The following is a 12629-nucleotide window of genomic DNA, read 5'->3' as shown; positions in this document are numbered from 1 at the left end:
TGCCCTTGTGGGTTGCCGCGTTGCTTACCGAGCTGTATAGCCTCCGTCAACCATGAAGGTCTGGCCAGTGATGTACGCTGCCATATCGCTGGCTAGGAAAGCGACCAACCCGTGCAGATCCTCGAGTTCGCCATTGCGCCCAATACAAGTACGGCTGGCGTGATACTCCGTGAGACCGGCATCCGCAAACACGGGACCGGTCAGCGCTGTCGGGAAGAATCCCGGACCAATTGCGTTGCAAGTGACCCCGTGACGAGACCACTCTTCGGCGATAGCTCGTGTGAGCTGGACGATGCCACCTTTTGCCGCACCATACGGCGCACTGTTAGCGAAGGCGCGGTGCGACTGCAGGGAAGCGATGTTCAGGACCCGTCCCCACCCCTGAGCCTGCATTGCGGGTGCAAGCGCCTGCGTGAGGAAAAATGGCGCACCGAGATGGGTGTCGAGCTGGAGCCGCCACGAAGACGGCGTGACGCTTGAGTACGATTCACGCAGATTCATTCCCGCCGCATTGACGAGGATATCGATGGTGCCATGTTGCTGTTGCAGTGCATTCGCCGCAGCCGGAATGGCATCGAGATCGGACACATCACACACGTGGGTATCGACTGCGATTCCCATGGCGTCGAGGCGGGATGCAGCGGCATCGAGCTGGGACTGGCGCCTCGCCACGAGAATCACTCGCGCGCCGACCAAGCCCATCGCAGTGGCAATGGCCTCTCCGATGCCGGAACTGCCGCCCGTTACGAGGGCCTGCCTTCCTGAAAGATCAGGCACAAGCCTCCCGGCATTTTGGAGTCCGGTCATCGTTATACCTCCACCGGCGTGCCCATTTCGAAGGACGCGTTCGGAAAGTACTTCACCATGCGGTCATCCGCGGTACGGGCATGTGCTTCCATGCCTTCGAGCCGCGAGATGCGAGCTGTCACCTGGCCAATCTGGCGGGTCGCTTCACGCGTCATTTGTTGCCACGTCAGCGTCTTCATGAACTTGTGCACGGACAGGCCGCCGGAGTAACGCGCCGCGCCCTTGGTCGGAAGCACGTGGTTGGGCCCGCTGGTTTTGTCGCCGAACGCCACGGTTGTCTCCTCACCGAGGAAGAGCGAGCCGTAGCAGGTCAGATTGGCCAGCCACCAATCGAGATCCGCCGTGTGGACTTCCAAATGCTCGGAGGCATAACGGTCAGAGACCTCCGCCACCTCTTCCCGGGTGTCACACAGGATTACCTCGCCGTAATCACGCCAAGCGGCGGTGGCGGCATCGCGGGCGGTCGGGGGAAGCTTGGCGATCAGTTCCGGCACCAGCGCCATGACACGGTCTGCCAGATCACGCGAAGTGGTGAACAGCCAGGCGGGCGACTCATGGCCGTGCTCGGCTTGCCCAACGAGGTCGCTGGCGACGATAGTCGGGTCGGCGGTCTCATCGGCGATGACGGCGACTTCCGACGGTCCGGCGAACACGTCAATGCCGACTTGGCCGTAGAGGGTCCGCTTGGCCTCTGCCACGAATTTGTTGCCTGGGCCAACCACCACGTCGGCCGGCTTACCAGTGAAGAGACCATAAGCCATGGATGCGATCGCTTGCACCCCGCCCAATGCCATGATGACGTCGGCGCCTGCAGCCTGGAAGGCGTAAAGGACGTGCGGATGGATGCCTTGGCCGCGGAACGGGCTCGAGCACGCCACTACAGTCTTGACACCCGCAGCCTTGGCAGTAGCCACGCCCATATACGCTGACGCGATGTGCGCGTAACGCCCTGCCGGCGCGTAGCAACCAACCACATTGACTGGCAGCACCCGTTGTCCCGCAGTGACGCCCGGATGCAGTTCCACAGAGAACTCTTTCAGGGATTCGCGCTGCGCCAGTGCGAAATCGGTGACCTGCCGAATGGCGAAGTCAATGTCGGCGCGCACGGCCGCCGACACGTCCCTGGTCTGCTCTCGGATCTGATCAGGCGTAAGGACAACATCGCCACTCCAGCCGTCGAGTTGTTTGGCGTACTGACGCACGGCGTCTTCACCGCGCGCTTGGATCTCGGCAAGCATCTCCGTCACAACCTTCTGTGCTGTCGCCGTTTCGGTCTGGGGCGTCTTTTCCGCTTTTTTCAGATACGAGATCATTTCTGCAAGTCCTCAGGTGTGGGTACGATAGAAATGTAAGCGCTTTCATTTTTTGACACACAGCCACCAATTTCGGTTGTGTTTCGAATGAAAGCGCTTTCATGTAAAGAATAACTCGTACGCGGCGGACCGCAAGAGGGGGTTTTCCCGAGGGTTGTACGCACCCACGTTGTAGTTGCTACAGCACCTCCTTACAGATCGGCGACAATAAGGCACTGGACGGGAATAATGAAAGTGCCTAAAACGAAACTTGAAGATGTAGCGAGGTTAGCCGGCGTCTCCATGGCGACTGTGTCGCGAACACTCTCCTCACCTTCGTTGGTGCGTGAAGATACTTTGGCGCGGGTGCGGCATGCCATTCAGGCACTCGGATATGTCCCCGACGCTTCTGCACGGACGCTGGCTTCTGGTCGGTCCCGCACGATCGCAGCGGTTGTGCCTACTCTGGACAACGCCATCTTCTCGCATGCCATCCAGGGGATGCAGGGTGTGTTGGCCGCGAACGGCTACCAACTTCTCCTGGGCTCCCACAACTACGACTCTCAAACCGAGATAGATGTCGTCCGTGCATTGTCAGAGCGCGCCGTGGATGCAATGGTTCTGGTCGGCGCCGACCACGCTCCTGAAACGCTCTCAGTTCAACGACAATCGGGCACGCGGACTATCATCACGTGGGCGTTGTCGAACGACTGTCCCTGCATCGGGTTCGATAACTTTGAAATCGGAGCGCTCGCGGCCAGATACCTGTTCGATCTTGGGCATCGGCACTTCGGCATGATTTCCGGTATCTCGCGGAACAACGATCGCGCACGATTACGCACCGAAGGCTTCGTCAATACTTTGCGAGCTCTGCGTGCCGAAATCGTTCCCGGCGCGGCCTGCGAGCAGCCCTACTCGTTTGCAGGTGGCCGTATCGGACTGCGAAACATACTTCGCGACGCATCGACCAGGCCAACGGCGATCTTTTGTGGCAATGACGTGCTAGCGCTCGGTTGTCTGTTCGAGGCAACAGCGCTAAACGTCAAAGTGCCTGATCAGCTTTCGATCGTTGGCTGCGATGACTTGCCGATTTCGGCCGAAGTCGCGCCGGGCCTCACAACCGTAGCGTTGGAAAGTAGCTTGTTGGGCAAGAAAACTGCGGAGGCTTTATTGCGATGGCTGCAGGACGGCACGGAACCGGGTCGTACGGAGATGCCCATTTCACTGATTCAGCGCGGCACTGCGGCTCCGCCTTCGTGACTCGATCGCGCAGTCTCGGAATCCGTTATGCTCGTTAAGCATCAGCCTTTGCAGAGGCTCCCGCGTGCCATCCTTGCTCAGCTACCGCACCTCTTGCAAATTCAGGCCGGTGTCCCCTTTGCCCAATTAATCGTCCGGCAATTAAGCCGGGCGAACGGCGCCTGTATTTCCGGAAGCGGTCGTTACGGCCTCTGAAATCCGAAAGGCGGTTGAGAGTCGTTCTGGGACGGTCTGGCTCGCGCCGCGGCATCTAGGTTGGCCGAGTGGGGACTAGTGCGAATCATCTGAACCGTCAGAGCGCATGCCCACGGGCTGCACCATGGCCACGCGCACTGCAAATGTCAACCCCCGTCGTTTCTCTGGCTGGCCAGCTTCGCAATATCCCTGCCCAACATTGCCGAGAGAGCGGGCGAAATCTACCGGCACGCAGAAGAGGCTGAGCACGCCGCCAAGGACCTGTCGACGCAGCCACGGGGCCTCATCCGCCTTTCTGTACCGATGTCCTTTGGCGTGCGCTGGGTTAGCGCTACTTGGCGTGTCCATAAGTCGACCGGTCTCGCGCACATTACTTGCCCGGGGGTTTGGTCGGGTGATAGCGCTCGACCACGTGCGGGTCCGCCGGCGCATCGTTGCGCAACGCTGCCTCGACAGTCTCGACAACCGTTTCCCAGATGCCGGGGCGCTCAAGCACAGGCATTTCCTTTGCCAGGACGTTGCTGAGCTTCCCCTTGTTCTGCTCGATGGAGCGCAACACCCGGTCGGCTTGCTCGTCGGGCATCTCCACGATTTCCTTGAGCGCTAGCCTCGCCTGCGTGTGGCTGCGCAGATATTTCGATTCCTCTCGCATCTGTTCGGTGAGCGTGCGCTCGATGATCTTGGAGAGATACACGACGTGGGGAGTCAGATCGAGATGTCGCCACAGCGGCCGAGCGAGCTCATCGCCGTGGAACTCCAGGTTAGACGAGATGCCGTCCGGATATTGCGTTCTCGTGGATGCGAACTTAACGTGGTCGCGAACGAGTCGCATCAGCGGGGCAGACACCTCATCGAGCACCCGAGCGTATGCGCGGCGCTCGCCGGCGTCATCCGTGATGACCGCTGACACCGGGAGGATCACCGGCGCGGGGATGACGCCGTCTCGACGTAGCACATCGTTGATCAGGAATCGATGCACCCGTCCGTTGCCATCCGCCATCGGGTGGATGTAGACGTAGCCAAACGCGGCCACCGCGCTACGCATCACCGGCGACTGGCCGGCGGTGCGCGCGAGGAACACCCGCAGCCCTTCCATCATGTCGGCGACATCTTCCTGACCAGGTGCGACGTAGTGAACGACTTCGCTGAAGCGGACGGTCTCGCCCACGAACACAGGCGATTGGCGAAAGCCAAAGCGCGTGACCGTCGTGATCTCGCCAAGAATCTCGCGTTGCAGCTCGGCCGTTGCCGCGTCCGTCAGCGGCAGCTCGCCCTCACCTGTACGCCGACCCATCACATCAGCGAAGCGCTGGATGCGCGTGGTGCGATCGCCCTCGCCCTCAATGACGAAGCTGCTCTTGCTCTCGCGCAACGTAATCCAGGCCGCGGCGCGCATGAGCAACTCCTCGCCGAACTCGTCCGTCAGGCCCGTATAGAGAGCGGCGACATCGCGTGCCGCCGCAATCAGATAGGCATCAGTCTTCACGAGCGTGGGGCAGAAGTAGCGGGTGCCAGGCATGTTGTCGTTTACGCGCCAGCGGGCAATCTTCTGAGTCGCGTTTGCCGACGCCGTCACCTGCTTGTCGTCGTCAAGTGCGTCGACGTAGTTGCCGCCCAAGCGTTGGGGAACCTCGAGTTCGGCACCGGTGAGCCATTCATAAAGGAAGGCGGCCCGTCGGGCGTATTGCCCGGTAGGCTCTCGAGCGACCCATTCCTGGACAAACTCTCCGCCCGCCCGCGCGAAGAGCCTTGCTAGGAATTCCAGTTGCGGGACCTCATGGCGCAGATGGAACTGCAAGTTCGCCGCCGGCGTCTCGTCGGGGCGCATCTGCTCGGTGTAGGTCTCCAGACGAAAACCATCCTCCGCCTCGGTCGTGCGGCGGGTGCCGATGCGGCTACTCACGGGCAGTGTCGCCATCTGCGGCAGATCGAAATGCCTGATGAGCCAAGCCGCGCCGATCGGGTTGTCGAAGGGTTGTGGCATGCTCCTCCGTATGTCAGCGCCGCGACGGATCGATTAAGAGGCGGGCTCATGATGGGGTTGACGATTACGACTGCGTGAAATCGATTATAAACTGGCGCATCTGCACAAAATCAATTATCAAATGTGCGCTTTACGGCTCATCAAGGATTTCGGGTGGTGCTGAACGGTAGATGTGGCGTTTTTGCTCGTTTGGAACCCGCCTGTCCAATATTTTGAACAGTTTTGGACCTCACTGTGCCGCCGCGGCGGCGACCATGCGGACGATGCCGGCAAACGTACTTTCCGCCTCCGTGGCGCCAGACATCATTTCCAGCGCGACCCCGGTATTCACGGCGCCGCTCTTGATTGACTCGCCCGCGACGCACTGGCGCATGGCAGACTCGCCAGTCAGCGCCGACTCGTCCAACTCCGCGGGCATCGTCAGCGCGCCGTCGACGGGCAAGACCACGTGTCGGACCATCAAACGGCCTCCCGGACGGACTTCAGCGACATCGACCTGCCGCCATTGCACCGCCTCGAGCCGATTGGCGACCTGCGAGCGTGGCTCAGGCTGCGCCGTCATCTCCCGCCGGGCGCGAGATCGGGCGTAGTTCTGCAAGGCACGACCGGTCGCCAGCATCAGCGATACGACAGCCGGCACGAGAAACTCTCCGAAGATCAGCGCGACCACGATGGATAGCAACGACAGCGCGTCGATGCCAGATTGCCTACCGATCGCTGCGCCCGCGCTGGACATCACCAACGCCATCGCATTAGGCAATGTCCCGGCTATCCAGATCCACTCGGCCAGCGTCTCGTCTTGCATCTGGCGCGCAACGAGACCTCCCGCCAGCGTCACGGCGGAAACCGCAAGCAGCGCACCGGTGAGCCGGCCAGCGGGCAATCGCATGCCCGTCCCCTGCAACATGCGGCGTCGGGCGCCGTCCTTCATGACGAAATCGTGCCAGAGTGCACCGGACTCATGCAACCCGACAAAGACATACACAACGGGTAGGGGGAATCCGGAAGGCTGCGGCGCGATCACGCGCCGAAAATCATCCTTGCCGGCAGCGGCATGGCGACGGGCGGACATGGGGTGCACCATCTTGCCACCTTCAGCACGGACCCGCGCTGCACCATTCTGCTACGCCCTATCCTCTTTCCGGACGGCTTTGAACAATCGCGAGCATCCGCTGCTAGGCCCTCGTTAGCGGATCGCCGAGCATCAGCGCTTCGCTATGCGCGTAGCGTGGCATGATGGTGTTGCGGCCAGCCGCTTTTGCCTGATACAGGCCCAAGTCCGCCTTGCACAGCAACTGTTCGGCGGATTCGCCCGGAGATCGCTTGCCGTCGAGCGTGGCCGGCGCATAACAGGCGCTGGCGACCCCGATGTCGCTGGGGGCCAGAATGGCGGCGAGTTCAATGATGTCTGCCGATGGCCTCGAGTAGTTTGAGCCCTTTCCCCGTCACGCGTATTTCACGTTCCGCCAGTTCGAGACGCACCAGTTGGCGCTCTACGAGCGCGTCGACGTCAGCGGGATCCAGTGCCTCATGGGCGTTCGCATCGTTCAGAACCAGCAAGGCCGCAATTTCGTGTGGACTCAGCATCGCCTGTCTCCGGCATGGTCGTTGTGTCTCGTGCTTTTTCTTGTGCGGCGCACTGCCATGGGTTCTGTTCAGCTTCTGGCCAATCGGTGTGCCGGCAGGTCCAAGGCACTATATAAGTTGACGCCCCATGGGCGTAGATGGATCCACCAATTATTGCGTTTCGTCAAACTGGTGCTGGTACGGTGTGCCCAAAACGCCGGATGGAAGATGCCAGCCGTCCATACTCAACATTGCGCAACGCGAGCAGCTTGCCAGGCGGGCTCCCCGGCGCGATAACGCGCGTCGCGCGATCCGATGCGCTGCAGGCACGCTGCATCAGCCTGCGCCGAAGTGCGCGCCCGGATACGTTGTGGTACTGCACGTCGAATTCCGTGTCGAGCCTCCCCTTGGCGGCCACGCGGCTGCGCGGGATGGCCTCAGCGTCCGCGTCTGCCGCCCCGGCAGCGGCACGCCGGTGGGCGCTGCCAAGCGGCGCGGTCACACTTGCGCTGGGTATGTGATCGGCCCCGCGAGAAACGGGACGAACATGCCGACCGTCGAATCCGGCTTACGCTCCAAGTCCGGGCGGATCGCTGGCGCAGTGCCGCCGTTTCCTGCGCTATTCGAGGACCAATAACGCGTGCCTGCCGGGCAAGTCCGCGCCCAGCGCGTCGGGCGGTCTTATGGAGCGCCGGGGACAGCAGCGCGTCCGTGCTGATTTGCCGATGCGGCGAGTCTCCAACAATTCATTCGGTGTGACAAGAACCGTGTCCCACCGTACGCAGAAACAGGTACACGCTCTAACGCGTCCGGCAAGTATCAGATATGGCCGGGCAAGCACTATGCTGCGCTGCTGGCGAATAAATCATCGTCTCCCTGTCGCCGGTAACTCGACGAATGCTACGACAAGATCACCGGAATCGAGCACGGCGATACCTTCGGCGTGGGCATGCGCCACAAGTACCTCAAATCTTGCGACATCAGCTGCAAGCTAAGCGGGCGAGAGACTGTGCGACCTCGCTACAAACTACAAAGTTACAAAGGAAAGGCTGTGACGACTTTGCCGTCGCCGGAGTTCTTCACTTCAAACACAACACGTACCCGCGTTGTCGACTTGCCGCTCACGCCGGTTCCAACCTGCTCGCCCACTCGGGTACCTTCCGCCTGTGACATCACGACAAAGAATTTTTCTTTGTTCAGGCGTTATGTCAAACGAGCGATCGTGCTGACTCATGACAAGACAGCCCAGGCCTCGACGAAAGCCGAAGCCGTGTGGGATCGGAGCTAGCCTCCGGTTGATGCGATGATTTTCCATCTATCTCAAGCAAGGGCGGCGGATCTCACTCTGAATCGCCCTCCGGCCGGACGTCCAATTCCAGTTCTTGTGTCAGTGTTGTTTTCGCTGAAAGCTGATCTTCAACGAGCCGAGGACTTGGCGTGGCACGCAGCAAGGGCGATTTGGGGCCAAGCACGAGATGTTCGGTCTTGCCTAGTCTACCGACACCTTGATCCAGTAGACGAGTCGCGAGCCGATATCTTCGGCGATGCGCTCACTCTTATTGCGGGCCGTGCGCTTGCGTCCAGCTCGCGTAAGCTGCGCCGCTCGCTGGCTTCGGCGCGTTCCTGCGTCACCGCCTCGCGGGCCGGCTCCAGCTCCGTCGAGAATTGGGTGCGCAACGCTTCCATGTGGCGCCTGCCCGTCTTGAGCTCCGTCCGCCCCGCCTCGAGCCGGGCCTGCGTCGCGGGGCGGGCCTGCCGCTCGGCGGCCAAGTCCGATGCGCGAGCTGGACGGCAATCGTCGCGACGTCCTCGCGTGCGGCGGCCTTCTCCACGCGCGCCGCATCTCGCTCGGCTTCCGCAGTCCGCGAACTGCAAGTCGGATGAGCCTCATCCTCGACGGTGGGCTCGCCCCCTACAAGAGAGGGGTCGTTGAGTGCTCTAAAGTAGGCACCAACTTGGGGTCACCCGGTATACACTTGCGAAACCTGCTAGTAACTATTTGTAACGTCGCCGGACAAGCCAGATAAGATTCTAGGACGGCTGCGAAATGCGCACCAAACGCGCATTTGTTGCTGTGGGGAAACATATCAACCAGGGGGGACGGTCAAAATGAAGGTATTCCTCAAAGCATTTGCAGCAGTGGCAGCGGGATTCGCCGCGCAAAACGCGCCGGCGATGCAAGTTCCGACTCATGATTCTACGGGGCAGAACTCGATCTCACCGTCGGATTCGAAGCCGACGGAGCGAATCGCAGTACGTACTCAAAGCGGTGATGCATTCAACTTCGTTCTGAAGCGCAACGCCGAAGAAGGCACGTTGATGGCCTACCACCATTCCCACGCCTCGCATGCTTCGCACGCATCCCACGCATCGCATTACTCTGGTCGTTAATCGTCCAGCAGACTGATTTGCAGTATCGGCTCCATATCGGAGCCATTTTTTTGAACCTACGATGACACTACGTCTGGAACTGGACCCCGCCATCTATCGACTGGAGGCTGTTCAGAAGGCAGCCTATCGGTTCATTGATCGCCTTACTATCCTGATATCTCAAAGCGGGGATAAGCTCGTCTGCGAAATCGATCCAGTGAAGGCGGGAAGCACCACGCTGGACGACATGGTGGCCAACTTTAAGAGAGAGTTGCTTGACCAGCAGTTGCGCCTGCAAATCAAAGAAGAGACGGAGCCTGCCCGAAATCTCATCCTGGCATACGCCTTTTCGCGCACCGGGCTCCAAGGATGAGTAAGTTTCAGCCCTTCGAGAGTTACCTCGACAGCTCCGGTAAGTATCATCTCTTGCCGTTTCGATTCGAGCCGTTGAATGACGAAGAAGTAGTTCTCACGAACGCAGTCGGCGAGTTCACTTTCTTGTCGCGCGCAAGGCTCGACGACCTGCTTGCCCATCGTCTAAAGGCCACCGACGATGACTATATTTCGCTACGGTCGCGGCACTTTATTAGGGAAGAGGGCGACGAAGCCAGCCTGGAACTTCTCGCACTCAAGACGCGCACGAAGTTCAGCAAGCTCGCGAATTTTACGAACCTGCACCTGTTCGTCGTTTCGCTTCGTTGCGACCACAGTTGCCAGTACTGCCAAGTATCACGTCAGTCGGAGGACAAAGGCGCCTTCGATATGACGCGCGAGACCGCAGACAAGGCCCTGGAGCTTGTCTTCCGGTCGCCCAACTCGGCCATCAAAATTGAGTTCCAAGGTGGTGAACCTTTGCTCAATTTCGACCTAATTCGATACGTAGTCGAGAAGGCCGAGCGACGTGGCCTAGCGGAAGACCGTGATCTGGAGTTCGTCATTACGACGACCCTTGCACTAGCTACCGACGAAATCTTGGAGTACTGCAGGGACCACCATATCTATCTGTCTTCATCGCTTGATGGTCCGGAAGATCTACACAATAAGAATCGTCCGCGCCCAGGACGTGATAGTCATGCACGGTTTGTCGCAGGACTTCAACGAGCCAGGGATATTGTCGGGTACGACTCTGTGTCGGCGCTGATGACAACATCGCCAGCGAGCCTGAACAGAGTTCGCGACATCATCGACGAATACATCAAGCACGGCTTAAGCGGCATCTTTTTGCGGCACCTCTCGCCCTATGGGTTTGCTCTGAAGACGAAGAGCTTCCAAGCCTACAACGCAGAACGCTGGCTGCAGTTCTACAAGGAAGGTTTGGACTACATTCTGGAACTTAACAAAGCCGGTTTGCCATTCACCGAGTATTACTCCAGTCTCATTCTGACGAAGATGTTGACGTCGGATGATCCTGGTTTCGTCGACTTGATGAATCCGGCAGGCGCAGGTATCGCTGCGGTAGTGTTCAACTACGATGGCGATGTGTACGCGTCGGACGAGAGCAGGATGCTTCGAGAAATGGGCGACACAACGTTCCGGCTTGGCAACGTCCACGAGAACACCTACGAGCATATCTTTACGAACGACGCTTTGCTCAATGCGCTAGAGGATTCTTTCACGGGTTCGGCGCCGATGTGTAGCGATTGTGCCTTCGAGCCGTGGTGCGGAGCCGAGCCGGTGTTCCATCATGCAATGTACGGCGATGTCCTGGGACGAAAGCCAGAATCAGAGTTTTGCAAACGCATGATGGGCGTAACCAAACACTTGCTAGACATCATGCGCCGAGATGCCGACGCGAAGGAAATCTTCATGCGGTGGGTAAACCGATGCTAACTCTCTCAGGCCGCGTCATCTGGACGGAAAAAACTACCGCTCGGCGCCAGATTTTAAGTCTGAGCACAAATCGCACGCTACCCGCACCGCTGCGCGGAGGCAAGGCTTTCCTGGTCAAGGGCTCCGGGCCTGTACCGGCTGGATTTGCGCACTATCTGGCGTTCAATCGCCGCCCCGCAGATCTCAGCGAAAAAACACCGTGCACGCTGTTAGGCGACGAGTTTGCGTATCTGGACGATGGCGATGTCATCGCTCTAAGCGGCGATGGCCGTGTTCGATCCTTGTATCGCGCAAGTTCCAATCACAACAGCCTTTTGCTTACGGAGCAGTGCAACAACTATTGCTTGATGTGCTCCCAGCCGCCAAAACGCGTAGATGACAGCTGGCTCTTGGAAGAAGCGAAGGAAACGGTTCGCCTCATCCCCCGAGAGACTCGCAATCTCGGTATCACCGGAGGCGAGCCAACGTTGTACGGCGACGGGTTCATTGGCTTGCTTTACCATATCAAGAACTGGCTGCCACACACCTCGCTGCATATCCTTTCTAACGGCCGAACCTTTTCGGATTCCCAGTTCGCCGCGAAGTATGCTGCTATCGGCCATCCCGATATGATGGTCGGCATCCCAGTTTACTCGGCGGATCCGTCACGCCATGACTATGTCGTACAGGCAAAGGGAGCATTCGACGAAACCGTCCGCGGCATCCTGAATCTCAAGCGCCTGAACCAGAAGGTCGAGATTCGTGTGGTGCTCCACAAGCAAACCTGCGAGGGCTTACCGGAGTTGGCTGAGTTTATTGCGCGCAATCTACTGTTCGTGGACCACGTTGCTCTCATGGCTCTCGAGATGACGGGCTTCACTCGAGCGAATCTGGATGCGCTCTGGATCGACCCTATCGAGTACAAATCGGAACTAAGCAAGGCCGTGAAGATATTGAGGAGCTACGGCCTCAAGACATCCGTGTACAACCATCCGCTGTGTCTCGTGAATCGTGACATCGAGCCATCCTACGTCAGGTCAATATCGGACTGGAAGAACGAGTACGCGACGGAATGCGGACCTTGTGTGAGGAAGTCCGACTGTGGTGGCTTTTTCTCGTCTGGCATCCAGCATGGTTACAGCAAGTCTATACAGCCGTTCCTGGCATAAACTCCGCGAAGAGGGGGCACGCGCTTAAGTCCTCTTACAAGGGCAAGTGCTCCCGTATCACGGGAGCCCACTGCCGCCGCGTTGTGTTTTCGCGACCGGAGCGAGTCCCGCCTTTGGCCGCGGCGTATCCTGGCACACCGGCCCTGAGCCAGACTTGGGGTGGCACTTAAACGCGAC

General features: G+C 59.4%; 11 protein-coding genes and 1 pseudogene. 7 read left to right on the top strand and 5 right to left on the bottom strand.

Features of this window, described 5'->3' with window-relative positions:
• Positions 1–24: 24 nt before the first annotated feature.
• Positions 25–807 carry a (S)-sulfopropanediol 2-dehydrogenase HpsO gene (gene hpsO, locus ACIGJB_RS29700; protein WP_483735003.1) on the bottom strand — a complete coding sequence of 261 codons (783 nt, stop codon included), beginning with the start codon at positions 805–807 and terminating at the stop codon, positions 25–27.
• Positions 808–809: 2 nt separating this feature from the next.
• Complete coding sequence (gene hpsN / locus ACIGJB_RS29695) at positions 810–2120, bottom strand: sulfopropanediol 3-dehydrogenase (RefSeq protein ID WP_483735002.1); 1311 nt, start codon at positions 2118–2120, stop codon at positions 810–812.
• A gap of 228 nt (positions 2121–2348) precedes the next feature.
• On the opposite strand from hpsN, the gene ACIGJB_RS29690 reads away from it, so the two are divergent.
• Positions 2349–3359 (top strand): LacI family DNA-binding transcriptional regulator, encoded by a 1011-nt coding sequence (locus ACIGJB_RS29690; protein ID WP_483735001.1) that lies wholly within the window; start codon positions 2349–2351, stop codon positions 3357–3359.
• 393 nt (positions 3360–3752) lie between these two features.
• Positions 3753–3884, top strand: a pseudogene (locus tag ACIGJB_RS29685) (LysR family transcriptional regulator); the annotation flags it as partial.
• A gap of 40 nt (positions 3885–3924) precedes the next feature.
• Here the strand turns inward: ACIGJB_RS29685 and ACIGJB_RS29680 are convergent.
• Entirely contained in the window at positions 3925–5538 is a 1614-nt protein-coding gene (locus ACIGJB_RS29680) for a Fic family protein (RefSeq protein WP_483735000.1), read from the bottom strand.
• Between the two features lie 229 nt (positions 5539–5767).
• A complete protein-coding gene (locus ACIGJB_RS29675; RefSeq protein WP_483734999.1) occupies positions 5768–6610 on the bottom strand; it encodes a P-type ATPase actuator domain-containing protein in 843 nt (280 codons plus the stop codon).
• On the opposite strand from ACIGJB_RS29675, the gene ACIGJB_RS29670 reads away from it, so the two are divergent.
• Positions 6593–6775 carry a hypothetical protein gene (locus ACIGJB_RS29670; protein ID WP_483734998.1) on the top strand — a complete coding sequence of 61 codons (183 nt, stop codon included), beginning with the start codon at positions 6593–6595 and terminating at the stop codon, positions 6773–6775. The genes ACIGJB_RS29675 and ACIGJB_RS29670 overlap by 18 nt on opposite strands.
• Positions 6776–6936: 161 nt before the next feature.
• Here ACIGJB_RS29670 and ACIGJB_RS29665 read toward each other — a convergent pair whose 3' ends face one another.
• Positions 6937–7125, bottom strand: coding sequence for a hypothetical protein (locus ACIGJB_RS29665; protein WP_483734997.1), 189 nt, complete (start codon positions 7123–7125; stop codon positions 6937–6939).
• Between the two features lie 2088 nt (positions 7126–9213).
• On the opposite strand from ACIGJB_RS29665, the gene hxsA2 reads away from it, so the two are divergent.
• The 4 genes from hxsA2 to hxsC all read left to right on the top strand — a co-directional run bounded on the left by hxsA2 (position 9214) and on the right by hxsC (position 12452).
• The gene (gene hxsA2, locus ACIGJB_RS29660) at positions 9214–9495 is read left to right on the top strand and encodes a His-Xaa-Ser repeat protein HxsA2 (RefSeq protein WP_483734996.1); all 282 of its coding nucleotides are present in this window, start codon (positions 9214–9216) and stop codon (positions 9493–9495) included.
• Positions 9496–9556: 61 nt separating this feature from the next.
• Entirely contained in the window at positions 9557–9847 is a 291-nt protein-coding gene (gene hxsD, locus ACIGJB_RS29655) for a His-Xaa-Ser system protein HxsD (protein ID WP_483734995.1), read from the top strand.
• Positions 9844–11304 (top strand): His-Xaa-Ser system radical SAM maturase HxsB, encoded by a 1461-nt coding sequence (gene hxsB, locus ACIGJB_RS29650; RefSeq protein WP_483734994.1) that lies wholly within the window; start codon positions 9844–9846, stop codon positions 11302–11304. Before hxsD ends, hxsB begins: the two co-directional genes overlap by 4 nt.
• Positions 11298–12452: a His-Xaa-Ser system radical SAM maturase HxsC gene (hxsC, locus tag ACIGJB_RS29645; protein WP_483735177.1), complete on the top strand. Its 1155-nt coding sequence runs from the start codon at positions 11298–11300 to the stop codon at positions 12450–12452. Before hxsB ends, hxsC begins: the two co-directional genes overlap by 7 nt.
• The last annotated feature ends 177 nt before the right edge of the window (positions 12453–12629 follow it).

The organism is Cupriavidus sp. C2SS-8b, from assembly GCF_057073745.1.
Note: the sequence above shows the minus strand (reverse complement) of the source record. Positions and strands in the feature narration are given on the sequence as shown.

Bases quoted from the DNA above. Each gene is read 5' to 3' on its own strand.
- hpsO (WP_483735003.1), bottom strand. From the start codon at position 807: ATGACCGGACTCCAAAATGCCGGGAGGCTTGTGCCTGATCTTTCAGGA.
- hxsB (WP_483734994.1), top strand. From the start codon at position 9,844: ATGAGTAAGTTTCAGCCCTTCGAGAGTTACCTCGACAGCTCCGGTAAG.
- ACIGJB_RS29680 (WP_483735000.1), bottom strand. From the start codon at position 5,538: ATGCCACAACCCTTCGACAACCCGATCGGCGCGGCTTGGCTCATCAGG.
- ACIGJB_RS29665 (WP_483734997.1), bottom strand. From the start codon at position 7,125: ATGCTGAGTCCACACGAAATTGCGGCCTTGCTGGTTCTGAACGATGCG.
- hxsA2 (WP_483734996.1), top strand. From the start codon at position 9,214: ATGAAGGTATTCCTCAAAGCATTTGCAGCAGTGGCAGCGGGATTCGCC.
- hxsC (WP_483735177.1), top strand. From the start codon at position 11,298: ATGCTAACTCTCTCAGGCCGCGTCATCTGGACGGAAAAAACTACCGCT.
- ACIGJB_RS29675 (WP_483734999.1), bottom strand. From the start codon at position 6,610: ATGTCCGCCCGTCGCCATGCCGCTGCCGGCAAGGATGATTTTCGGCGC.
- ACIGJB_RS29690 (WP_483735001.1), top strand. From the start codon at position 2,349: ATGAAAGTGCCTAAAACGAAACTTGAAGATGTAGCGAGGTTAGCCGGC.
- hpsN (WP_483735002.1), bottom strand. From the start codon at position 2,120: ATGATCTCGTATCTGAAAAAAGCGGAAAAGACGCCCCAGACCGAAACG.
- hxsD (WP_483734995.1), top strand. From the start codon at position 9,557: ATGACACTACGTCTGGAACTGGACCCCGCCATCTATCGACTGGAGGCT.
- ACIGJB_RS29670 (WP_483734998.1), top strand. From the start codon at position 6,593: ATGGCGACGGGCGGACATGGGGTGCACCATCTTGCCACCTTCAGCACG.